The organism is Photobacterium sp. SP02 (assembly GCF_038519165.1).
In the GTDB taxonomy this organism is placed as follows: Bacteria; Pseudomonadota; Gammaproteobacteria; order Enterobacterales; family Vibrionaceae; genus Photobacterium; species Photobacterium halotolerans.
This window is the reverse complement of the sequence record NZ_JASJOJ010000045.1, coordinates 13,948-35,235: the sequence shown is the minus strand read 5'-3', so window position 1 is coordinate 35,235 and position 21,288 is coordinate 13,948. Positions and strand designations below refer to the sequence as shown.

Annotated in this window: 23 protein-coding genes and 1 pseudogene; 15 read left to right on the top strand and 9 right to left on the bottom strand. The window is 49.7% G+C overall.

Annotated features, from left to right (window positions below; translation table 11 throughout):
* Positions 1-192: 192 nt before the first annotated feature.
* Positions 193-1,077, bottom strand: coding sequence for a LysR family transcriptional regulator (locus P0Y67_RS16805; RefSeq protein ID WP_342392807.1), 885 nt, complete (start codon positions 1,075-1,077; stop codon positions 193-195).
* A gap of 108 nt (positions 1,078-1,185) precedes the next feature.
* Between P0Y67_RS16805 and P0Y67_RS16800 the strand changes: the two genes are divergently transcribed.
* Entirely contained in the window at positions 1,186-1,494 is a 309-nt protein-coding gene (locus P0Y67_RS16800) for a carboxymuconolactone decarboxylase family protein (protein WP_342392806.1), read from the top strand.
* A gap of 1 nt (position 1,495) precedes the next feature.
* The gene (locus P0Y67_RS16795) at positions 1,496-1,897 is read left to right on the top strand and encodes a tautomerase family protein (RefSeq protein WP_342392805.1); all 402 of its coding nucleotides are present in this window, start codon (positions 1,496-1,498) and stop codon (positions 1,895-1,897) included.
* A gap of 52 nt (positions 1,898-1,949) precedes the next feature.
* On the opposite strand, the gene P0Y67_RS16790 is transcribed toward P0Y67_RS16795, so the two are convergent.
* Positions 1,950-2,537: a TetR/AcrR family transcriptional regulator gene (locus P0Y67_RS16790; protein WP_342392804.1), complete on the bottom strand. Its 588-nt coding sequence runs from the start codon at positions 2,535-2,537 to the stop codon at positions 1,950-1,952.
* 107 nt (positions 2,538-2,644) lie between these two features.
* On the opposite strand from P0Y67_RS16790, the gene P0Y67_RS16785 reads away from it, so the two are divergent.
* The 5 genes from P0Y67_RS16785 to P0Y67_RS16765 all read left to right on the top strand — a co-directional run bounded on the left by P0Y67_RS16785 (position 2,645) and on the right by P0Y67_RS16765 (position 7,906).
* The gene (locus P0Y67_RS16785) at positions 2,645-3,100 is read left to right on the top strand and encodes an HPP family protein (protein WP_342392803.1); all 456 of its coding nucleotides are present in this window, start codon (positions 2,645-2,647) and stop codon (positions 3,098-3,100) included.
* Between the two features lie 129 nt (positions 3,101-3,229).
* Positions 3,230-4,567: an iron-containing redox enzyme family protein gene (locus tag P0Y67_RS16780; RefSeq protein WP_342392802.1), complete on the top strand. Its 1,338-nt coding sequence runs from the start codon at positions 3,230-3,232 to the stop codon at positions 4,565-4,567.
* Positions 4,567-5,814 (top strand): MFS transporter, encoded by a 1,248-nt coding sequence (locus P0Y67_RS16775; protein ID WP_342392801.1) that lies wholly within the window; start codon positions 4,567-4,569, stop codon positions 5,812-5,814. Before P0Y67_RS16780 ends, P0Y67_RS16775 begins: the two co-directional genes overlap by 1 nt.
* Before the next feature lie 32 nt (positions 5,815-5,846).
* Positions 5,847-7,046: a trans-sulfuration enzyme family protein gene (locus P0Y67_RS16770; protein WP_342392800.1), complete on the top strand. Its 1,200-nt coding sequence runs from the start codon at positions 5,847-5,849 to the stop codon at positions 7,044-7,046.
* Positions 7,043-7,906 carry a dienelactone hydrolase family protein gene (locus P0Y67_RS16765; protein ID WP_342392799.1) on the top strand — a complete coding sequence of 288 codons (864 nt, stop codon included), beginning with the start codon at positions 7,043-7,045 and terminating at the stop codon, positions 7,904-7,906. Before P0Y67_RS16770 ends, P0Y67_RS16765 begins: the two co-directional genes overlap by 4 nt.
* Here the strand turns inward: P0Y67_RS16765 and P0Y67_RS16760 are convergent.
* Positions 7,887-8,909, bottom strand: coding sequence for a GlxA family transcriptional regulator (locus P0Y67_RS16760; protein WP_342392798.1), 1,023 nt, complete (start codon positions 8,907-8,909; stop codon positions 7,887-7,889). The genes P0Y67_RS16765 and P0Y67_RS16760 overlap by 20 nt on opposite strands.
* 133 nt (positions 8,910-9,042) lie before the next feature.
* On the opposite strand from P0Y67_RS16760, the gene P0Y67_RS16755 reads away from it, so the two are divergent.
* The 4 genes from P0Y67_RS16755 to P0Y67_RS16740 all read left to right on the top strand — a co-directional run bounded on the left by P0Y67_RS16755 (position 9,043) and on the right by P0Y67_RS16740 (position 12,725).
* On the top strand, positions 9,043-9,576 hold the full coding sequence (locus P0Y67_RS16755; RefSeq protein ID WP_342392797.1) for a GNAT family N-acetyltransferase: 534 nt from the start codon (positions 9,043-9,045) through the stop codon (positions 9,574-9,576).
* 81 nt (positions 9,577-9,657) lie between these two features.
* Positions 9,658-10,545, top strand: a complete 888-nt coding sequence (locus tag P0Y67_RS16750) for a DMT family transporter (RefSeq protein ID WP_218386181.1) — start codon at positions 9,658-9,660, stop codon at positions 10,543-10,545.
* Between the two features lie 295 nt (positions 10,546-10,840).
* Positions 10,841-11,191, top strand: coding sequence for a hypothetical protein (locus tag P0Y67_RS16745; protein ID WP_155804775.1), 351 nt, complete (start codon positions 10,841-10,843; stop codon positions 11,189-11,191).
* A gap of 124 nt (positions 11,192-11,315) precedes the next feature.
* Positions 11,316-12,725: a PepSY-associated TM helix domain-containing protein gene (locus P0Y67_RS16740; protein ID WP_342392796.1), complete on the top strand. Its 1,410-nt coding sequence runs from the start codon at positions 11,316-11,318 to the stop codon at positions 12,723-12,725.
* Positions 12,726-12,941: 216 nt separating this feature from the next.
* On the opposite strand, the gene P0Y67_RS16735 is transcribed toward P0Y67_RS16740, so the two are convergent.
* The 3 genes from P0Y67_RS16735 to P0Y67_RS16725 all read right to left on the bottom strand — a co-directional run bounded on the left by P0Y67_RS16735 (position 12,942) and on the right by P0Y67_RS16725 (position 14,673).
* Entirely contained in the window at positions 12,942-13,574 is a 633-nt protein-coding gene (locus P0Y67_RS16735; RefSeq protein WP_342392795.1) for a phosphotransferase, read from the bottom strand.
* 199 nt (positions 13,575-13,773) lie between these two features.
* Positions 13,774-14,253 (bottom strand): phosphotransferase-like protein, encoded by a 480-nt coding sequence (locus tag P0Y67_RS16730; protein ID WP_446728852.1) that lies wholly within the window; start codon positions 14,251-14,253, stop codon positions 13,774-13,776.
* Between the two features lie 15 nt (positions 14,254-14,268).
* Positions 14,269-14,673: a GFA family protein gene (locus P0Y67_RS16725; protein WP_027250760.1), complete on the bottom strand. Its 405-nt coding sequence runs from the start codon at positions 14,671-14,673 to the stop codon at positions 14,269-14,271.
* A 246-nt stretch (positions 14,674-14,919) separates the two neighbouring features.
* On the opposite strand from P0Y67_RS16725, the gene P0Y67_RS16720 reads away from it, so the two are divergent.
* Positions 14,920-15,846 (top strand): DMT family transporter, encoded by a 927-nt coding sequence (locus tag P0Y67_RS16720; protein WP_342392793.1) that lies wholly within the window; start codon positions 14,920-14,922, stop codon positions 15,844-15,846.
* A gap of 194 nt (positions 15,847-16,040) precedes the next feature.
* On the opposite strand, the gene P0Y67_RS16715 is transcribed toward P0Y67_RS16720, so the two are convergent.
* The 3 genes and pseudogenes from P0Y67_RS16715 to hchA all read right to left on the bottom strand — a co-directional run bounded on the left by P0Y67_RS16715 (position 16,041) and on the right by hchA (position 18,283).
* The gene (locus tag P0Y67_RS16715; protein ID WP_342392792.1) at positions 16,041-17,042 is read right to left on the bottom strand and encodes an NAD(P)H-quinone oxidoreductase; all 1,002 of its coding nucleotides are present in this window, start codon (positions 17,040-17,042) and stop codon (positions 16,041-16,043) included.
* Between the two features lie 181 nt (positions 17,043-17,223).
* Positions 17,224-17,370 (bottom strand): annotated as a pseudogene (locus P0Y67_RS16710) (LuxR C-terminal-related transcriptional regulator); the annotation flags it as partial.
* Positions 17,371-17,419: 49 nt separating this feature from the next.
* The gene (hchA, locus tag P0Y67_RS16705; RefSeq protein WP_342392791.1) at positions 17,420-18,283 is read right to left on the bottom strand and encodes a glyoxalase III HchA; all 864 of its coding nucleotides are present in this window, start codon (positions 18,281-18,283) and stop codon (positions 17,420-17,422) included.
* Between the two features lie 254 nt (positions 18,284-18,537).
* On the opposite strand from hchA, the gene P0Y67_RS16700 reads away from it, so the two are divergent.
* The 3 genes from P0Y67_RS16700 (at position 18,538) to prpB (ending at position 21,076) form a co-directional block, all read left to right on the top strand.
* A complete protein-coding gene (locus P0Y67_RS16700) occupies positions 18,538-19,041 on the top strand; it encodes an Mpo1 family 2-hydroxy fatty acid dioxygenase (RefSeq protein WP_342392790.1) in 504 nt (167 codons plus the stop codon).
* Between the two features lie 430 nt (positions 19,042-19,471).
* On the top strand, positions 19,472-20,152 hold the full coding sequence (locus P0Y67_RS16695) for a GntR family transcriptional regulator (RefSeq protein WP_342392808.1): 681 nt from the start codon (positions 19,472-19,474) through the stop codon (positions 20,150-20,152).
* Positions 20,153-20,206: 54 nt separating this feature from the next.
* Entirely contained in the window at positions 20,207-21,076 is an 870-nt protein-coding gene (gene prpB / locus P0Y67_RS16690) for a methylisocitrate lyase (protein ID WP_342392788.1), read from the top strand.
* Positions 21,077-21,288: the final 212 nt, after the last annotated feature.

Below are 21,288 nucleotides of genomic sequence, written 5' to 3'. Positions count from 1 at the left end.
CTTTTTGGTTGTCATATTCACCTCGATAAGTCATTTTACTCACTTAACGCGGTGTCCAAAAGTATTGGATCAGATCATACTGATTCACTTGGCTATCACTGGAGAACATATCGGGTTGTGATAATTTTTTCTGCATGCTGATTGCAGCAAGTCTGGGAACCGCTCAAACCAATAGGTAAAGTCAAAATTTCATCACAACTCGGGAAAATAATATTCTAATTCATGCAGTAGGAGTTCTTTAATGATTCTATATGAATCTGATTTTTCACTTGAAGATTCAAATAAAGACAAGCCAATACCGGGTAAAGGAGGTAAATGTTGATCGATGATAACCAGTGAATCAGGTATACCTGTATTTGTACGGACTGTGATCCCTAATCCTGCTTTTACTGCTCCCCATATGCCGTGTAAACTTCCACCAGAGACTGCAATCTGCCAGGAGATATTTTCTTGGTCAAGTGCTTGAATTGCTGTATCTCGAATGATGCAGGGTGACTCTACTAAAATGAGCGGAAGTGGTTTTCCGGAATTAATGTAACTATCAAAATCAAATGCAGGACTTCCTACCCAGTGCTGAGGTAGTGTTTTTATTAAAGATCGCTCATGAACTTCTTGAGGTGATTCCCAGCATAATGCAAAGTCAATTTTATTCTGAAGTATTTCCTCTTTAAGAATGCTATTTCTACCTGACTGGGCATAGATCTGAATGTTCGGAAATTTTCTCGAAATTTGACTCAATAATTCAGGGAGAAATTTATCACTAAAATCTTCTTGTACCCCTAAACTGACTTTCCCAAGGATCCTCTTTTGATGGATGACTTGCAGGGCTTCGTCATTCAGAGACAGTATTTTTTTTCCATAGCTAACTAATAACTCCCCTTGATCCGTTAACTTGAGGTGTCTTCCTTCTTTGCAGAGAAGTTGTATACCACATTGATGTTCCAGTTTTTTTAATTGAGCACTGACAGCAGATGTCGAGCGTGATAATCGTTTGGCTGCAAGGGAAAAGTTACCTAATTCAATACCAGTCACGAACGTTCTTAGTGCTTCAAGATCAAGGGAGTCAGGACGCTTCATCATATTCCTGTTTTTATGGATGATGAGTTCAGAATGTTTTGATTTTATAAGGTTTCATGAAGCGTCACAATCTTCTAATCACAGAGAAGCACATCGGAGGAGGTATACGTGGCGCAACATTTGAATAAAGACTCACTGGCTAAAATTGCTCCAAAACTGGCAGAGTTTACTGAAACAACATTATTTGGAGATCTTTGGCAACGGAAAGAGCTTTCACTCAGAGAAAGAAGCCTGATCACGGTAAGCGCTTTGGTTGCGATGGATAAATATGCCCAATTGCAGTGGCATATCCAGTTTGCGAAAGAGAATGGATTAACTGACGAAGATATTGTGGAAGTCTTCACTCATCTTGCGTTTTATGTGGGTTGGCCGAGTGCTGTCACAGCATTAGAAACGCTGAATATTGAGGATCAATAAAATGCCATTGACTCGAATTGTTGTTCAGGTAGGGCGTTCGGAAGCAGAACTGAAAATCTTATCGGACATTTTGCATCAAACACTGGTTGATACATTTCATGTGCCTCCAGATGATTGCTTTCAATTGATTGATGAATATCCATCAAAAAGATTGGTCGTGAATCAGCATTACCTGACTGGAAAGCGCTCATCAAAATATACCTTGTTTCATATCACAGCGGGAAAACCTAGAGACCAAATGACGAAAGCGAGATTTTATCAGATGCTGTGTGACAGGTTAGTTGAACGCATGGATATGTCGCCGGATGATGTCATGATTGTCATTCAATTCACGAACCCAGATGATTGGAGCTTTAGCGGTGGGGAGCTTTTCAGGTTACCCAGTGACACTGAACTTTCCTAAGCTCTCCTTTGATATCCGTTCACTTTAAGCGTGATAAAATCAGCCACCCGGCTCAAAACCGAGTGACTGATTTTTTGATTAGAGCTAGCAATACTCCCTCGCACTTCTCTGCCGCATCCAGATCTTTCCCGACAAATGCCGACACAATCGCCCCTTCTTTCATCAGACAAATTGCGTCTGTTAAGTGCTCCGCTTTGTTGTGAAGGTGCTGCTCAATCAGCGCCCGGACTTTGCGTTTGTGCTCGCTGCAATAGTCAGCAATCGCGGTGTTTTCTTCGCTGAATTCAGCCGATGCGTTGATAAAGAAGCAGCCGCGAAAAGGGCTTAAGGTCGGCACCCGGCCATGGAACCAGTCGCTCAGGCCATTGAACAGGCAGGTGATCACCTCTTCATCGTTGTTTGCCGGCGCTAATTGCTGCTCCAGCCATGTCATAAAAATCTCGTCGCGCGCTGCCAGTGCCGCGAGTATGAGCTCGTCTTTACTGCTGAAGTAGCTGTAGAGCGTTTTCTTTGCCACCCCAGAGACTTTCAGCACTTCGTTGATACCCACAGCATGAATACCCTGGCGGTAAAACAGGGTGAGTGCGGTATCTGTCAGCAGTTGTTTTTTGTCTGTTTTCAATGACCTTGTCGTACTCATGCATCCTCCTGATCTGAAAAGCATCTTGACATCAGTAGACTGACTTGTCTACTCTGTTTTTGCTTGGTAGACAGATCGGTCTACCACTTATCAAAAAGGAGTACAACATGAATCAATACGGGATTGCACTGTTATCCGGACTGGGCGCGGCGGTGGCTATCGGATTATTGTCGCTGGCGGAGAACCTGACCTCGGCCGGACTGTGGCTGATGGCCCCTTTCGGTGCGACGGCAGTGTTGGTCTTCGGGGTGCCGGACAGCCCGTTAGCACAACCCAGAAATGTGATAGCCGGTCATTTGTTAACGGCATTTATTGGGGTGTTTTTTGTCAGCTTTGTTGGCGTCACGCCCTTCACTCTGGCGCTGGCTTCAGGCCTGGCGGTCTCTGTCATGTTGCTGACCAAAACAACCCATCCGCCAGCGGGTGCGAATCCGCTCTTGATCATGCTGACCGGGCAAAGCTGGTCGTTTTTGATAACGCCGGTATTGATTGGCGCGGTTGTCATGGTGCTTGTCGGCCAGCTGGTCAATAAAGGTCTCTGGCGCTGGAGGCGACAAGCCTGAACGCGGTGAAATGTCACTTTTATGGTGAAAAAATGTCTCTTTTTGCGCTATGAAACTGATTCAATGGTTAATAGGATTGAGCCAACTCATTAATCATTCGATTGATAACGATACCTACAGGAATTTGTTGTGTCTGATTCTCTTTCTTACGTGCTGATCAATAGCGTTGAACTGTTTGCGGACTATCAGCAGCCACTGATAGAGCTGCTGAAACTCAGCCAGGCTGACGATGCTATTTTAGGTTTTGATGCCGGCTTTGATGAACACAAAGCGAGCCGGTATTTATCTTCACTGGAAAGAGATATCGCCAGTCAGGTGCTGCAAATTCTGGTTGGGGTGAAAAATGGCACAGTAGTGGTTTGCTGTTTCTTTAAGAAAAGCCATCAGCAAACCACCAGGCATATTTGTGATCTACAAAAGGGGATGATTCATCCCCATTACCGCAGCCAGGGATTATTGGAACAAACACTGGCTGCGATAGCACAATCGTGCATGGCGCAGGGTGTTGAACTGCTCACACTGGATGTGCGGGGTGGTTCGAAGGCTCATCGAATCTGGAACAAGTGTGGGTTTGAAACCTATGGAATCCTGAATGATTACAGCCGCTATCAGGGGCAGTCATTCGACGGGCATTTCATGAAACAACGCACGGTTGATCTCTGGAACCGTTTTAAAACATTCTACAAACAAGGAAGTCAAACTATGTCAGTTGGCGCTGAACTTATTCATAAAAAAGATTTTCGCGAAATAATGCGTGAGACATTAGAAAATCATCTGACCTTAGGTCACCCGCTTTTTAAATATCTGCTGGATGAAAATAATCCCAACCCGGATTTATTAAAGTTCACCACTTTGCAGGGCTATCAGCTCACCAAGCATTTCCTGACGTATATTGAGCATTTGTTCTTTCATTGCCCTTTGCCAAAACACAAGCGGGCGCTGTTGCACAACATGTATGAAGAAGAAACCGGCCGGTTATCCAATACCAAAAACCATGTTGAGCTGATGCAGGATTTTATCAAGGCATTAGGCATTTCGGACACTGAGCGTGACGCGGCTATTGCATTGCCACAGACTCAGGCACTGATTGATTATCGCTTGATCGCCTGTAAAAACCCGGATTTGTACCACATAGGTGCAGCGGCCGTGATGGTCGCCAGTGAAGGGCAGAACCTGGAAAGTGTGGGCGACGAAGCGCGTCACAATATTCTGGGTAAAGTGTATGACCTCAAAGAAGCCGATTTGCTGTTCTTCTCTGTCCATCAGGAAGAAGATGTCGGCCATGTCCAACAAGGTCTGGCGCTGCTGGCTGATCTCTGTGATACACCGAAAAAGCAGCAGGAAGCGCTTGAAGCGATTAATACCACCTGCGAGCTGTTTTATGGGATGTATCAAGGGGTGTATGAGCACTTTGGTTATGACAAAAAAGATCAACAGGTGAAAGCGGAGTCGCTTCAGGAGGCCTGATGGATATATCCCGTAATAAACAGATCATCGCCATTTCCGTTGGCGTGCTGGTGACCTTCTGGGCGTCATCGATTAAGGGCAGCTATCAGGTTTACTTCCTGGATTTAGCCAGCATGTGCGGATTGGGACGGGGTGTCTTCTCGTTAACCAGCGCCTTGTTTGGTTTGTCGATTGGCATATTGTCCCCTGTTGTCGGCTGGATATGCGACCGCATCGGCCCGGCGCTGACCATCTTGTCTGGCGCAGTGGTTGCGGTGTTTGTCTATCTGCTGATGGCCGTGTCATTCAACTTCTGGCTGTTTCTGGTGCTGTTCGGCGTGCTGGCGGCCTATGCACTAACGGCGATGACCTTTGTGCCGCTGGCGCTTTTGGTCGACCGTATCTTTGACAGTCAGAACAAAGGCATGGCGTACGCCGCCATCACCAACGGTACAGCGATTGGCTTTATGGTGCTGTCGCCATTCTGGGTGTGGCTGAATACCTTTGTGATCTGGCAAGACATCAGCCTGATCATCTTCGGTGTGTTTGCTGTGGTGATCTTGCCTGCCTGTATCTGGCTATGCCGTGTTTTCCCACGCCGGGAGTTTGTCTCTGAAACAGCTGCCGAGAGCCACGAAGATGATTTGAAATGGCATCAACACCTGAGAAAACCACTGTTTCTGTTGCTGGCGCTGTCATTCGGCGGTTGTGGTGCCTCAATGGCTTATGTCGATGTGCATTTGGTTCCTATGTTACAGGAACGTTTTACCGGGGGAGAAGGGGAGGCCACCATAGTCGCTTCATCGCTAAGCGTGCTGGGTGCCGCAGAGCTCATCGGCGCGTTTTTAGTGGGTTATTTACTGCGTTATTCAGCACCGGCTTTGATGCTGTCTCTGCTTTACGCGGTCCGTGGTGCTTCTATGCTGATTGTGCTCTCAGCAGACAGTTTACTGCTGTGCATGATCTTTGCCGTGCTGTTTGGCCTGACCTATATGGGCACAGTGATAGTGACGTCCCTTATGTGTCTTAAAGCCTATGGCGAGAAAGTGAAAGGCAAGATTTTTGGCTGCCTGTTTACCGTTCACCAGGTGTTCGTCTTTGGCACGGTATGGCTGGGCGGCCTGTCTTATGATGCGACGCAAAGTTATTCCTTCATCACACTCGCGGTGACCGGGTTGTGCTTTGTCTCTGTCGCAATGGGGCTGGTTTTTTACTTCTCTGATGCCTTTAAAGAGAAACCGCAATCGCAGGTTGTTACACCATCTTAATAGCCGACTCAATGATGAAAGGAATAAAAAGCATGGAGCAATCAACCCGAGCAATACACATGGGGTTTCCTTCACTGGATGACTCTCATGCCGCTGCCATTGCCATGACATCGGCCTATGACTTTACATCGGCGCAGGAAGCCAGTGACAGGTTCAACGGGGTGACAGAAGGGAATATTTACAGCCGTTTTACCAACCCATCGGTCGAACATTTTGAACGAAAACTGGCCTCGCTGGAAAACGCAGAATCCGCGGTGGCCTTTGCCTCTGGCATGGCCGCTTATCTGGCACTGGCCATGACGTTTCTAAAACAGGGCGACCATGTCGTGCTGGCCAGCGGTATTTTCGGTACCACGACTCACCTGTTTCGTCAGTATTTTGGCCAGTTCGGTATCACGGCGACCTGCGTGGATCTCGATGATCAGCACGCCTGGCAAGCCGCCATGTGTGATCGTACCCGCATGATACTGGTTGAGTCTCCCACCAACCCACTGCTGAAAGTGGCGGATTTAACCTGGTTATCCGGGCTGGCAAAACGTAATAATGCCTTGTTGGTGGTGGATAACACTTTGCTGTCTCCGGTCAACCAGCGTCCGTTAAACCATGGTGCCGATCTGGTGTTGCACTCAACCGGTAAATTTATGGACGGGCAGGGCAGAACGGTTGGCGGTGTTATCGCCGGAGGTAAAGACGTGATCCAACCATTGAAAAACTATCTGCGCAGCTCCGGGACTTGCATGAATGCCTTTACGGCTTGGGTGCTGAGTCACGGTCTGGATACGCTGACAGCCCGAATGGCCATGCATGAGCAGAACGCCAGAAAGGTCGAAGCCTGGTTGCGTCAGCAGTCTTGTGTCAAGCAGGTATTTTCTACCTTCAGTCATTCACATCCGCAGGCTGAGGTGATTGCCAAACAGCAAACCGGCCACAGCCCGGTGATCAGTTTTGTTGTTGAAGGCGGTCAGAAAGCGGCCTGGCGGTGTATTGATGCGCTCAATCTGGTGGCCCGCTGTACCAATATTGGTGATACCAAGTCGATGGTGACCCATCCGGCCTCGACGACCCACTGCCGCTATTCTCAGGAAGAGAAGCAGCAGTATGGCATCTCAGACGGCCTGGTCAGGCTGTGTGTCGGGCTGGAAGCAAGTCAGGATATCATTCTGGATCTGGGGCAGGCACTGGCTGCCTCTCAGGTAACACATTCACTCAGGGAAGTTGTATCGCTGTCATGATGAACACATTTCGTAAAGCCGCTCTTTTGGTTGCCTCTGTGCTGGTAACCAGCACAGTCAATGCGGCGCAGAGCCACACGGCAAACACTTTGTATAAACACAATTATGTGGCTTTTCAGTCCGGTCAATCAGCCGATAATCCGGTGACTGTGGCTGCACGTTTCACCAAACCTGACGGTATTGAGGCACCGCTGCCTGCGGTTATCATAGTGCACGGTTCCGGTGGTGTGGATGAACGAGGCGAACTTTACAGCCAGGTACTGAACAGGCAGGGCTTTGCCACATTAGAAATCGACATGTGGGCTGCCCGCGGGCTGGAAGGCGGGCTGTCTCGCCCGAAGCATGTCAAAGACACGCTACCGGATGTGTATGCGGCGATTGATTATCTGAAATCCCGCCAGGATATCAATGCCAGCGAACTGGGCCTTATTGGCTTTTCCTGGGGCGGTGTGGTTGCCATGCTGATGGCGGGCGAGCAGGAATCTGGCTCGCTGAAAGCCTTGGTGGCCAATTATCCTGTGTGCTGGGCCTATAACAAGGTGCCAGGTTATCCGTTTACCGGTATTGCTGCAGACCGCCACCTGATGATCCTGTCTGGCGAAGAGGACAAATATGATGGCCCGGATGATTGCAAGACCTTAGTCAGCCAGTTGCCGCAGTCTAACCAGTCCTTGGTGAAACTGGTGACACTGCCCGGCGCCACTCATGCTTTTGAGTTGCCCAGAGCAGAAAGCCTTTTCTTCGACCCGTATGCTTTTCAGGGCAAGGGAGGAAATGTCCCCATCCGCTATAACCCTGAAGCTACCAAACATGCTCTCAAACTGGCGTCGCAGTTTTTTGTTACCCAGTTGAGCGATTGAACAGGTATCTCCCTGTACTTTCGGCCGCCGCGTCTACTTTAGCGGCAGATTCTTTTGGCAGGGTTTTATACTTTTTCTTCCAGGCGGCCCGTAATGAGCTGGCCTGGGGGAAACCGGACTTAAACGCAGCTACCTCAATGGTGTCACCATTTTCAATGTAGCATTTGGCTTCTTCCAGTCTCAGCTCGACCAGAAATTCCCGAATAGTCAGGCCGGTGGCGTTTTTAAATTCCCGCTGCATATGGCGGGAAGAAACCCGAAAAGCGTCGGCGATATCGGCCAGTGCCAGTTTTTCATGCAGCCTGGCCTGCAGGTAATCCTGAATGGAATGTACCAGCGGTGAAATGTGACTGCGATAGCTGAGTTGTTTGGATATCTGCGGATCGTTTGCCATACGGCGACGATAGACCACCAGCTCCCGTGCCACTTCCATGGCAAACCGGCTGCCGCTGATCTCTTCGATGAGTTGCAGGGCCAGATCGATACCGGCCGTCACACCTGCCGTGGTGTAGACCTGACCATCCTGTACAAAAATCCGTTCCGGTAACACGTCAGCTGCAGGGAAGTGCTGCGACAGCGCCTCTGTCAGCTTGTGGTGCGTTGTCGACTGACGGTTATCCAGCCAGCCCGATAATCCCAGTAAAAAAGCCCCGGTGCAAATACCGAGAATCCGGGTATCGGCTTTCGGGGTGTGCCTGAGCCATTCAATGCATCGTTCACTGGCCTGATTGCGGTATATCCCTTCATGGTATTTCGAGGCACACACAACCACTATGGCATTATCTGGCAAGGCAGACGGTAAAGGCTGTATACCGCCGAGAGTGAGCCCCTGATGACTGCTCAGGGAATTTTGATCACTGATGAAATGCAGATTCAGATCCATGCCATAGCTGATGGCTTCGTGAAAAGCCTGGCAGGGGCCAGCCAGATCGAGTAAATGCACGTCAGGGGTCAGCAGGAAGTAGATATCAATCGGGGTATTATTCGGGTTGGCATGCTTCATTGCCATTCAGTCCATTGAAGGTGTATTCAGGAAACAATGTACCACCCAGCCAGACAGAGTGACTAGTGCAATTGAAGGAGTATGGTAGTCATGTGAAATAACACTATGATTTTATTCAATGTAAGGTCGAGATATGGAAATGGAGAAGGCCGCTGAACGGCATCTGGTGAAATATATTTCTTATGTTAACGAGTGTGCCGCCAATGGTATTAAACAATATCAGGCAGCAGTCAGTCATCCTGAAACGTACCTGAAAAGCAGGATAGCGCATGCCGAGGGTTTGGGGTTGCCAGAGGGCTGGCTACCTTCGACTACGTTTTTTTGCATCAGTCACGGTGAGATTGCTGGTACGATTCGGGTCCGAACTGGCAGCAACGCTTATGTCGAAAATGTTATCGGACATGTCGGCTACGAGACACGCCCGACTGCCAGGCGGCAAGGTGTCGCCAGTTTCATGCTGAACTGGGTATGCCGGCACTGTTGCTCTCAGCCCCTCATTATTACTTGCAGCGCTCAAAATACCGCCTCGCGAGGTGTCATAGAGCGCAACGGCGGTCGGTATTTGGGATCTTATACCGATGCAGAGAGTGGCGAAACCGTATTACGATTTCAGTTATTGCCGATAATTACTGATATGTCTGAATGTAAGGGTAGAGTGTCCGATTAGAGATATGTATTTCTAAGCTGACCTGAGACAATGAATACATACGTACAGCGTATTTTTCTACCATCTCAGCGAAGGCAGCGCATGATCTACTTATTTCCCTTATTGACGGTTTCAATTTGGGCAGGGAATGCCATTGTTAACAAACTTTCCTACAGCGTAATCGATCCGGGAGCGATCGCCTTTTACCGCTGGTTTTTTGCCATGCTGGCACTGACACCTTTTGTTATTACCTCTGTTATTCGTCAGTGGTCAAACATCAAACCGCATTTGTCGAAGCTGGCATTGCTGGCGTTTCTGGGCATGGTACTGAACCAGTCGCTGGGGTATTTTGCCGCACCGACCACCACAGCCACCAATATGGCGCTGATTATGTCACTGGTTCCTCTGATGAGCATGTTTCTGAGTGTACCTATTCTGAAACAAAAGCTATCGCCACTGGCAATGGTGGGTGCTGTACTGTCGCTTGGCGGGCTGGTATTGATGCTAAGCCACGGCGATCCGTCTCAGTTGCTCGCACAGGGCATTAATCAGGGTGATGGCTTACTCCTGCTGGCTGCGTTCGTGTATGCGCTTTACTGTGTATTACTCAAACGCTGGGATATGCCCCTGAGTAACTGGCAGTCTGTGTATGTTCAGGGCATGTTTGCCGTCCTGTTCCTCCTGCCTATGCTGTTTACCAGTCAGCGGGTAGCGATTACCGGCGATGCATTACCTCTGGTGTTGTTTGCCGCGATTCCCGCATCTGTGATTGCGCCCTGGTGCTGGATGAAAGGGATCAAAATGCTGGGCGCAGACAAAACAGCCATGTTCATGAACCTGATGCCAGTGATCACCGCTATCATTGCCAGTGTTGTACTGAATGAACAGCTGGAAGCGGTGCATTTGATCGGCGGCGGTATGGTGCTTTGCGGGGTGGCCGTCGCCCAATTGAGGCTGAAAGCCCGCCGGAGCAAACTGGTGACGGCATAACAGCGAATCAGCCAAAGATAGCATTCAGAAAGGCAGCGGAAACGCTGCTTTTTTATGACCGCCATTTGGGGGAATATGCATGTCGCGCTTCAGATTTGGCGTAGTACACAGCTGAGAGAAGCACCGAGCTCAAGCGCGACATACCTCCACCCTTTACTTATTGCCGCACTACATCGAAGACACCCCATCCACCACACAAACATTTTTGCCAGATGAATCAATAATTCCCCACTTCTTCTTGTTAAGTGAACTATCAGCCACTAGTATTCAATCGCTATCAAGGATGAGAGTATCAATGCGCCCAGGGAATCCACTACACAGAATGATGATTGTTGCCAGCCTGTTGAGCTGGCTGTTGATCATTGCTATGCCTGTGGTCAATGCCCATCACCAGCCTGCGGGAACCTGGGCCAGCTTGTGTACACTGGGCGGTTTTAAACTCGTCAAACTGGCCGATGGTAAAGATCAGCTCAAGCATGATACTCAGGGGCACTGTCCCATCGGTGTTTTCAGCCTGGCTCATATTGATGACAGATGGCTGGGGCTGGGTGAGCCAGGGCTCGAACAACCAGTCAGCGCCTATCAGTTCACGCCTCGCCAGTGGCACTATTTTCTTTCGCCTTCCAGAGCGCCGCCAGCGGTTTAACCGGGATAGATCCGTCTGATCCCCGGCTTACGCATTTCCCAAACATTTCTCTATGCTGGTTGTTTCTGCCTGACAGACAGAAACGGTGTAATTGTGCGTATTTTTCGTACTGGAAGGAAACTCAATGACAAATAATAACGAGACTCTGGCGCAGCAGGATAAGCTGCTATCACCACAACGTAACGGCTACATGACGGCCTGGCGCTGGCATTTTTATGCCGGTTTGTATGTGGTGCCTTTTTTGCTCATGCTGGCGGTAACCGGCCTGATGATGCTCTACGCGGGGACGATTGATAGTATCCGTTTTAAAGACCTCCTTTTTGTCGAGCCGGCTGCTCAAAGTCTGCCTGTCAGTCAGCAGCTCAATGCTGTTCAGCAAGCTTATCCCCAAGCCACAATTAATCAATATTTAACCCCTAAGCAGCCTGAAGATGTGGCGCGTTTTGCGGTAGTGACAGCAGATGGACACGGCTTGTTCGTGACAGTGAACCCTTACACAGCTGAAGTGTTGGGCTCGCTTGATCGCGATAACAACCTGTACACGCTGGCGAATGAAATACACGGCACGCTGCTTATCGGCGATATTGGCGATCGCCTGATTGAACTGGCGGCGAGTTTCGCCGTGATCCTGATTGTGAGTGGCGCTTACATGTGGTGGCCGCGAGACAACGCCAGCAGAGCCGGTGCGCTGCGTGTGCGTATGACCAGCGGCAAGCGTACGTTCTGGCGTGATCTTCACGCGAATATTGGGGTCTTAACGTCTGTGTTTTTACTGCTTTTTCTGCTGTCGGGTCTGTCCTGGTCGGGAATCTGGGGAAGTAAAATGGTTCAGGCATGGAACAGCTTTCCTGCGGAGGTATTTGGTGATGTGCCACTCTCGGATGTCAAGCATGCCGACATGAACCACGGCGAACTGGAAGAAGTGCCGTGGAACCTGGAGCAAACGCCTGTGCCTGTGTCTGGCTCACATGCCGGTCATCAGGGTATGGCGGGCAAGGTGAATCTGGAGTCGGTTGTGTCGTTTGCCAAACAGCAGGGCTTTACGTCATTTCGTGTCAATCTGCCTAAAGGTGAGCAGGGCGCATACAGCGTGCTGCAAAGCACCATGAGTAACGATATTAACGATGCGACGCAGGACCGCACCCTGCACATCGACCAGTACACAGGCAAGATTCTGGCAGATATCAGGTACGAACAATATTCCCCGATGGCGAAAGTGATGGCGTGGGGCATTGCGCTGCACGAGGGCGACTTTGGCTGGTGGAACAAAGCAGCAAACACTGTGCTCTGCCTGGCATTCATTGTGATCAGCCTGAGTGGTATCGCGATGTGGTGGCTGCGCCGACCGAAAGGCAAGCATATGCTGTCTGCCCCGCCAGCACCGAAAAATATGACGCTGTGGAAAGGCGCAACGGTGGTGATTGCCATTCTTGGAGTGTGTTTCCCGCTGGCAGGGATCACGATTTTAATTGTGCTGCTGGCCGACCGTCTGATCTTCAGCCGGGTCCCGACACTCGCGCGATTCTTTGGGTAATTTTCATTTCCCTCCCCCTTGAAAGGGAGGAGGGACTGTCCGAGTAGTGTAGTCCATAACAGGCATGATTTTCGGATCATGCAGCTAAATTGAGCCAGTCGGGGATAACCTGCCGAAACCAGCTCAGATATTGTTCCGCAGACGCTTTTTTTCGGTCTTTCAGCAGATTTACCACCTCCACCACAATCCAGGCTTTGGCAAGAATAAGGTGCTTTATCAGCGTCTCTTGCACAGGGAAGTATGCGCCAGATACCGGTTAGTGATGGCTTTATAAGCGGTAATGTTGCCCATGCCTTTTACCAGTGGCGCTAAATCTATCGCTGGACTGCCCTGACCTAAGCGCTCCCAGTCGAATAACACCAAATCACCATTGTCTCGTTTGCCCCAATTACCAGCGTTACTGTCGCCAGACAGACAGGCAAGCGGGGAGAAAAGAGGTTCAGACTGCTCTCTCAGCTTAAGTAATTGTGTTTCGCTTTGGCCTGAAAGTTGGAGATGTTCTAATGCTTGGAATGTATGCTGAGCTTTCCAGTCATGTAGCCGTTTTGGGTGCTCGGGACGAAGCGAAAAGTGGTGAACAGCAGTTAACTGTCGAAAACATCTTGGATCGTCTTGCAGCTCTTCCAGAGAAACTGAATGTGGAATGTATTCGAGTTGAAGTACACGGTTGTCGGTATCGCAATGGTAAACTGCCGGCGTATTTACACCTAACGTGCTCATCTGCGGGGCAATTTGCAGGTAGAAAAGCAATTCAACGTCACTGGCATTGATCTTTTCTATGTGATGTCTGCCTTCCGTTTTCCTGAGAAAGACCTGAGCGCTACCCATTTGAGTGAGTTCTTGCATCATCGTGATACCTGATGTTTGAGGGTTTTCTGAATAACCGGGACGACAGATACCGTAAACAGAATCATGGCACAGAGCTATGCCATGGTTAACCCCCAATGAGTTCTATGTGACGTTTTATCGTCCCGGCGCATTCTGATGCTGACAATCTGTCAGTGTTGACGGTTAAATCATAGCTGATGCCTTGATGCACACGGGAAGCTTACTCAATGGCAGAACCTGGGAGCCTGTCCCCCCGCTTCCTTTCACGCAGTCTGAGCGATTCGTCAGAGCAGGTTACACCTATGTATAAACAGTTGCAGCCGGCAAGGACAGACTGCCAGATTGCCATTTCGGTTTCACCGTCGATTACATCGTCCACGATGACTTTAAGACCGGAATCAATCATATGTCTGACCGTTGTTCGGTAAATGGTGTTTACTTTTTTACCGAAACTGCCCGAGGAAATACGCTTTACCGGCTGGTTGTGCAGTAACTGGGTTTGCCAGTAAAACCCATCCGCCTTTTGGTCGGATTCTCCCAGTGCATTGGCATTTTCAGGCATCATCGCGATGAAGGTGTCGATACCAAGGTGCAGATAGCAATCGTTCAGACAGTGTTGCAGCTCGCGGGCAATTGAGCTTTTACCTGCACTGCTGGGTCCGTTGAGAAAGATGAGATCCATTTTTTTCTTACGTTTAATAGTGCGCAGTAAGAGTTACTCCGGAAACCCCGGCAGGTGTTTGGTTAGCATACCGGCTTGGTGCCAGGGTGCCTGCTCATCACAGAAAATCTGACAGTCCGGGGATTTGGATGGCAACTCGTTCAGTGAGCCTGCCGGCACGATCAAGGCTTTTCCGCTCTGGGACAAATAGGGCAGGTTCGCGCCGCATTGGCCGCAAAAGGCATTGGAGAAAGTGCGTGTCGGGTGGTTGTATCGCACTATGGCCTGTTCACCCTGCTCCCACCGGATATTGTGCGGCTGGGTAAAGAGGTTGGAAGCATGGGCTGATCCCGTCAGCTTTTTGCACTGATCGCAGTGACACAAATAAAAGTGAGAAAAATCGTCATCCAGTGAAAAGGTGACTGCTCCGCACAGGCAAGCGCCGTGTAATTTACGCATTGAACATTCCTTGTTGTTCGCAACCTGCTAAATGTTGGATTTAACACTATTGCATATTGTTCAAACTGTAAATGCAAAAATAATCAACGTAATAAAGCTGGCCGCCACCCGATGGCATTTTTGTTTAATATTCATGTTGATGCGTAATGCTGTTGATAGTAGCCTGACCCCAGCATGCAAAATTGACGTCAGTTGGTTCAATGGCGAATTGGCATTCTCTTTTTCCCCTACACACAGAGAAACTTCATGGATAGAAAACATACCTTTGGTGTCATTTTGGCACTGCTTGCCGCTTTTTTTAACGGCATGGTTGGCATACTGAGTGTTAACTTGTTTCAGTCGGGCCTCTCGCCGGAAGCCGTGGCATTTTATAAATGCGTCGTTGCCTTGCTGATCATTCTGGTGTTACTGGCTGTTACCGGACAAACCACCACTTTGCTTTCTTATGTCAAAACCAAGTGGAAAGCCTTGTCGGTGTGCAGTTTCTTTGGCTTTTTCATGCTGTATTTTTTTGAAACGGCGTCCTACGAAACACTGAACGTTGCTGTGGTGGTCTTCCTGCTGTTTGGTGTCTCTACGCTGGTAACATTTTTTGCCAATGCGCTGTTTGAAAAGCGAAATCTGGTGGCGCAGGAATGGATGTCGGTATTGTTCGCGGTACTGGGTTTGTACCTGATCTTTCTGGAAAATGAGAGCATTGCCAGTTCAGATAATACCGGTTTTGTGTTCGCGGTGCTGGCGGGTGTGGGTTACGGGCTGTTTCTGGTGCTCAATAAGAAACTGAACATTGGCGGCGGATTAGTTCCGGTTTGCGGCTTGCTGCTGTTTGGGGTGGTGTATCTGTTTGTTCCCTTTTCCATGTCAGGCTTTGTGGGTGTGGAAAGCAATGTCTGGTTAACGCTCTTATTGCTGGCGCTGCTGCCTACCATAGGCGGTTTCTGGTGCACGACCAAATCCCTGACTATTTTGAAAAGCCAGACGGTTCAGCTGGTTGAACTTTCGGAACCCATTTTTGCTTTGATGCTGGGCTTTGTTTTCTTAGGTCAGTTAGTCTCACCGATGCAGATGCTGGGCGGAGGCTGCATCTTGGGGGCGATTCTGATCCATGAAGTGAAGCTATCCACGTTGAAATCACTGAGTAAGCGAAAAGTGGCGACGGGCCCGACCCGGTAAACTTCTCCTCTTCTTTATCAGCATACACGTAAAGATCAAACAGCCAGCCTCAGACTGGCTGTTTTTTTGGTATCCGGATTAAATGGCTGATGGTGAGCCTTCATTTTACCAATCAGATGACATCTCATATCAGTGGGTACTGAGATATTACATGTGCTCATGAAGTGATCGTGGGAGCTGCACCGGGCTTAAAGCTAACTCACCGTAAGAACAATTTTTCCAATATGCTTGCCGGATTCCATCATTGCATGCGCGCGCGCGGCTTCGTGTAACGGGAACCTGCTGTGAATGATGGGATGACATCGACCTGCATTGAGAATCGGCCAGATATTTTTAAGCAAGTCGTTGGCAATTTCGGCTTTTTCGGCCGAAGTCCGTGCTCGCATAGTTGAACCAGTGACAACTGCCCGCTTCAACGCGAGTTCTTGCAGATTCACTCGCTCTGCACAGACTCCGCCAAGGAAACCAATGATTACCAGCCGGCCATCCATTCCCAAACTCCGCATATTTCCAGAGAAATAGGATGCACCCATTATATCGAGAATGATATCAACGCCACGGCCATCCGTTTGCTTCAAAATGAAATCGGAAAAATCAGTGTTCCGGTAGTTGATAGGGGTAGCGCCAAGCTCTGCGACCACATCGCATTTATCATCTGATCCAGCTGTCGCATATGCATCAATACCGAATTCGCGGCATAGCATCAACGCAGTTGTGCCGATGCCACTTGTCCCGCCGTGAATCAGAACACTCTGGCCTTGCTTTGCGCCACCGAGCTTGAATAAGTTTGCCCAGACTGTGAACAGGGTTTCGGGAAGAGCCGCCGCCGCTGTCATTGACATGCCGTCCGGCACTGGCAGTGTCTGGCTTTCCGGAACGATGCAATACTCACCATAACCACCGCCATTCGTCAGGGCACAGACTCGGTCACCAATCTTTACGCTCGTGACGCCTTCTCCAAGTGATGAAACCGTTCCAGCGACCTCAAGACCAGGGATAGGGGTTACGCCTTCAGGCATAGGGTAATGACCCTGGCGTTGAATGACGTCAGGACGATTAACACCTGCGGCCTCGACGCGAACCAATACTTCCCCAGCTTTTGGCACCGGAATCGTTGTCTCAAGCGGCGTTAAAACCTCTGGCCCGCCAGGCTCAGAGATTTCAATGACAGTCATTTTATTCGCAGTATGTAACATGAACGTAAGTCCTTATGATTTTGTTTTTCTTTGAATTTTCCAACCACACTCTGTCTCATCACTAGCCACTTTTCTGCACGTTGCAGCACGTACCCTCTTCTAGGAAGGGAGCTCAGCTTCAACCACGTCCAGGATCGTATCGATCATTTCAATAGGCATGTGTTGTTTTTGGGTGCGCGGCTCACCCCTCGATGTCACCATTACGAATCGCCAATCTGATGGCTTCAGCAGTGGTTGCCACACCAAGACGAAGACGGGCCCGGCGGAGGTGGTTTTCTACCGTGCGTATGGATAGTCCTAGAGTGGCTGCAATGTCAGACTTCGACCGCCTCCAATGATCATTGCAGCTCGAATTGCATCGTCTGCTGGCATAGGTATTACTCTTTGCCAACCTCGTCAAGCAGAGCTTTGGCTGCAAGTTTCCCGAGATTATTCCCGGCGAGGGGGCTATCGCCCGTCAGCATCTTCCGGTCCCGATGCGTTGCACCTGAAATATCCGTATTCACAATGTCAAAGCCACGCGCTTTCAGCTTTTCTCCGAATTTCCATGTCAAATGACCGGGCATGTAGCCAATGTCCGGAGTCTGGGCGTCGAGATCATCCGGAAAAGCACAAATCTTGTAACCTGCAAAGTTTGGGTTGTTGCCAACAGAAAGAAAGGCGGCGGGTCCATGACAGAGTGATATCATGAACCTGTCATTGGCATTAGCCCATTCAAGCACGGCTTTCATCTCTGGGCTTTCAGGCAGGCCGATTAACGCACCATGGCCTCCGGGAATGAACACCCCAATATAGTCTGAATCATCGCCAAGCGCTTTTTCGACAACGTCTGCAAGCTTCAAAGGTTTCTTGAACTGGTCACGATATTGGGCGAACAGTCCCTTTATATCTTCGTCTTCCGATGGCATAGCCCAGAACTCAAATTTAACCGGGTTGCCAGAAAGCGTAGCAATATCAAAAGAAAAACCGGCTTTGTTCAGATGATACATCGGCAGAAGCGTTTCCACGGGGTGGTTTCCCGTCGAAAACATGGTGCCATTGTCCGTTTGCAAATAACGTTCATCGGCTCCAACCATCAGGATTTTCCAGCGGCCGCCTGTATAGGGGGCCGGGTAATTGGCATCGCTCAGATCAGATTTAGGCGAAGTAAACTGGCTAAGCGAATAGGGGGAAGGGAAGAACGCATTGTCCTCCGCTGGATCAGGAGTCGGGCGTTTATTGTCAGATTGCACATTCGTCATGGCTGCCTCCGGTGCTCAATGGGATTGACCATCTAACTATAGAAGGCTGAACCAAACAGTAAATGGGGGATATCCTTCAATATGGCAGCACGATGCCGCTGCCAAAGGATCTGATGAAGCAGATAAATAGCTGCGCCTGCGCCGGTATTGATAGTGTGACTATGATGCGATATCACAGAATCTAAATTTTACACTTCGTTAACATTGCGCTGTGTTTTAGAGTCATTACTTGGTGACGGTATCAGGACAAGGCAATGAAAACTCTGGAACAGCAATTGACCCAATATGCGCTCTATCATCGTTCAAAGCGCAATATACACACGCACTTTGTCGGTATCCCCTTGATTGTTTTTGCCGTGATCTGCCTGTTTGCCAGAGTAGCGTTTTCATTAGGGGAGATGGAGTTCAATGGTGCTTATGTTGCCGTGGCATTGAGTGTGCTCTACTACTTGCGCCTCAGTGTGCCGATGGGCCTGATGATGGCGCTTGTGCTGTCAGTGATGATCATGGCGGCTTTGCCGATTGCAGCGCTGCCCCTTTTGGGCTGGCTGGGCTTCAGCCTGAGCCTGTTCTTCCTGGGTTGGGTGATTCAGTTCATCGGCCATTATTTTGAAGGCAAGAAGCCGGCGTTTGTTGATGATCTTGCCGGCCTGATCATTGGCCCCTTGTTCGTCCTGGCTGAAGTGCTTTTTTTGCTGGGGTGGTTTAGAACGCTGGAAAAGCACATTGAACAGCATGCCGGACCTATCAAGCCTTAACTCTTTATGTTTTGACTCATTAAGCCTTAGAAATAAATCAAGGGCGGAGGTGCTCCGTCCGTTTAACTGCCCGAACTGGAGATGGTTTTGTATCGGTCGCGCACTTCCCCGGTTATTTTGCGGCTTGTCTGCGAAAATGCACTATTGTTAACACTGCTGAGTTAACTGTGCAGGATCAACCCAGCAGGGTTTTTAGCTCCTGGTTAACCATGCCCATCCCACCTTTCTCTGTTTTCTCTCGTCGATCTCTCTCACATTGTCGACAATTCTAGCTGTTCAGATTTACTTGTTGTTAACAATTGACTTGTTTTTTCTCTTCTATAGGTCTACTTTTGCCATATTGATTAACTATTGTTGACAATGTGTGTTGGTTGGATGGGTGGAAAGTGCTGTGAGTATTGATATTGTAGACAATGTGCAAGATCCCACGCTGGTTGTGGGCAGTAAAGCTGACCCTGTAAAAGAGCCGACCAAATCCAACAGTTTGCTGGAAGTGCTGGTAGAGCGCATCGTCACCGGGGTTTTTCCTGCCGGCAGCAAGATATCTGAACCTGAACTGGCCCGCCAGTTTGCCGTTAGCCGTGGCCCGCTGCGTGAAGCCATGATGCGGGTTGAAGCCTTGGGTTTGGTCGAGCGTATTCCCCATGTCGGCGCCCGGGTCGTTGCACTCAGCCCGCAGAAACTGGCAGAAATTTATGCCGTGCGGGAAGCGCTGGAAGGTATGGCGGCGCGTCAGGCCTGTGAAAAAATCACTGACGAAGAAATTGCCGGGCTGGAAACCTTATTGCAAACCCATCAGACCCATATTGAGCAGGTCGATGGTGCTTCCTATTTTCACCAGCACGGTGATTTCGATTTCCACTACCGGATCATCAAAGCCAGTCGAAACAGCAAGTTAATCAGCTTGTTGTGCGATGAGCTTTATCACCTGCTGCGTATGTACCGTTATCAGTCACCGCGTTCGCATTCACGTCCGGAGCGGGCACTGAACGAGCACACCCAGATTCTGGCAGCGATAAAGGAGCGCGACGGAGAGCTGGCTGAAATGCTGATGCGCCGCCACATCATGCGCAGCAGAACCCTGATCGAAAGCCAGTTAAACAAGGACTGATACTCAGCAGACTGCGTTCTGCCGGGTAATTCTTATTACAACAAGGAGCATGTTATGAAGCCAGGACAGCGTTTTCGTCAGGCTGTTGTAGACAACCACCCGCTTCAGGTGGTGGGGACGATCAATCCATACTGCGCCATGATGGCAAAGCAGGTGGGTCACCAGGCGATTTACCTGTCTGGCGGCGGGATCGCCAATGCCTCATATGGTCTGCCGGATCTGGGGATCACTACCCTGAATGATGTAACAGAAGACGTGCGCCGGATCACCGCCGCCTGTGATCTGCCGCTGCTGGTGGATATCGATACCGGTTTTGGCGGCGCATTCAATATTGCCCGCACCATTCGTGAAATGGAGCGGGCCGGTGCCGCCGCGGTCCATATGGAAGATCAGGTGGCGCAGAAACGCTGCGGGCACCGTCCGAATAAAGCCATTGTCAGCCAGGCTGAGATGGTCGATCGCATCAAAGCGGCCGTTGATGCCCGTCAGGATGATAGCTTTGTCATTATGGCCCGTACCGATGCACTGGCCGTTGAAGGGATGGATGCCGCGATAGAGCGGGCCATTGCCTGTGTGGAAGCCGGTGCCGATATGATTTTCCCGGAAGCCATGATTTCGCTCGAGCAGTACCGCCAGTTTGTGGATGCAGTCAAAGTGCCTGTGCTGGCAAACATCACTGAATTTGGTGCCACGCCGCTGTTTTCCTCCGAAGAGCTGGCCGGACAGGGTGTCGGCATGGTGCTTTATCCGCTGTCAGCCTTTCGTGCCATGAACAAAGCGGCACTGAATGTCTATCAGCACCTGCTGACAGACGGTCATCAGCGCAACGTGGTTGAGCAGATGCAAACCCGCGAAGAGCTTTATGACTATCTTGGCTACCATGAATATGAGCAAAAGCTGGATAAGCTCTTCAGCGGCCAGTGACAAGATGCACAAATAGTCCCTCCCCTTGGCAAGGGGAGGGTTAGGGTGGGGTTCGTAGGGTGTGCACAGATTCAGAAATTGTGCCCGGTAACCCCCTCCTAACCTCCCCCTTGAAAAAGGGGAGGAACGGTACCGAGTTTGTTGTTAACACAAACATTCCCTCCCCTTGGCAAGGGGAGGGCTAGGGTGGGGTTCGCAGGGTGTGCGCAGAT

Excerpts from the sequence above, each read along its gene's own strand:
- P0Y67_RS16805 (WP_342392807.1), bottom strand. The coding sequence starts at position 1,077 with ATGAAGCGTCCTGACTCCCTTGATCTTGAAGCACTAAGAACGTTCGTG.
- P0Y67_RS16795 (WP_342392805.1), top strand. The coding sequence starts at position 1,496 with ATGCCATTGACTCGAATTGTTGTTCAGGTAGGGCGTTCGGAAGCAGAA.
- P0Y67_RS16790 (WP_342392804.1), bottom strand. The coding sequence starts at position 2,537 with ATGAGTACGACAAGGTCATTGAAAACAGACAAAAAACAACTGCTGACA.
- P0Y67_RS16785 (WP_342392803.1), top strand. The coding sequence starts at position 2,645 with ATGAATCAATACGGGATTGCACTGTTATCCGGACTGGGCGCGGCGGTG.
- P0Y67_RS16775 (WP_342392801.1), top strand. The coding sequence starts at position 4,567 with ATGGATATATCCCGTAATAAACAGATCATCGCCATTTCCGTTGGCGTG.
- P0Y67_RS16770 (WP_342392800.1), top strand. The coding sequence starts at position 5,847 with ATGGAGCAATCAACCCGAGCAATACACATGGGGTTTCCTTCACTGGAT.
- P0Y67_RS16765 (WP_342392799.1), top strand. The coding sequence starts at position 7,043 with ATGATGAACACATTTCGTAAAGCCGCTCTTTTGGTTGCCTCTGTGCTG.
- P0Y67_RS16760 (WP_342392798.1), bottom strand. The coding sequence starts at position 8,909 with ATGAAGCATGCCAACCCGAATAATACCCCGATTGATATCTACTTCCTG.
- P0Y67_RS16755 (WP_342392797.1), top strand. The coding sequence starts at position 9,043 with ATGGAAATGGAGAAGGCCGCTGAACGGCATCTGGTGAAATATATTTCT.
- P0Y67_RS16750 (WP_218386181.1), top strand. The coding sequence starts at position 9,658 with ATGATCTACTTATTTCCCTTATTGACGGTTTCAATTTGGGCAGGGAAT.
- P0Y67_RS16745 (WP_155804775.1), top strand. The coding sequence starts at position 10,841 with ATGCGCCCAGGGAATCCACTACACAGAATGATGATTGTTGCCAGCCTG.
- P0Y67_RS16740 (WP_342392796.1), top strand. The coding sequence starts at position 11,316 with ATGACAAATAATAACGAGACTCTGGCGCAGCAGGATAAGCTGCTATCA.
- P0Y67_RS16735 (WP_342392795.1), bottom strand. The coding sequence starts at position 13,574 with ATGATGCAAGAACTCACTCAAATGGGTAGCGCTCAGGTCTTTCTCAGG.
- P0Y67_RS16725 (WP_027250760.1), bottom strand. The coding sequence starts at position 14,673 with ATGCGTAAATTACACGGCGCTTGCCTGTGCGGAGCAGTCACCTTTTCA.
- P0Y67_RS16720 (WP_342392793.1), top strand. The coding sequence starts at position 14,920 with ATGGATAGAAAACATACCTTTGGTGTCATTTTGGCACTGCTTGCCGCT.
- P0Y67_RS16715 (WP_342392792.1), bottom strand. The coding sequence starts at position 17,042 with ATGTTACATACTGCGAATAAAATGACTGTCATTGAAATCTCTGAGCCT.
- hchA (WP_342392791.1), bottom strand. The coding sequence starts at position 18,283 with ATGACGAATGTGCAATCTGACAATAAACGCCCGACTCCTGATCCAGCG.
- P0Y67_RS16700 (WP_342392790.1), top strand. The coding sequence starts at position 18,538 with ATGAAAACTCTGGAACAGCAATTGACCCAATATGCGCTCTATCATCGT.
- prpB (WP_342392788.1), top strand. The coding sequence starts at position 20,207 with ATGAAGCCAGGACAGCGTTTTCGTCAGGCTGTTGTAGACAACCACCCG.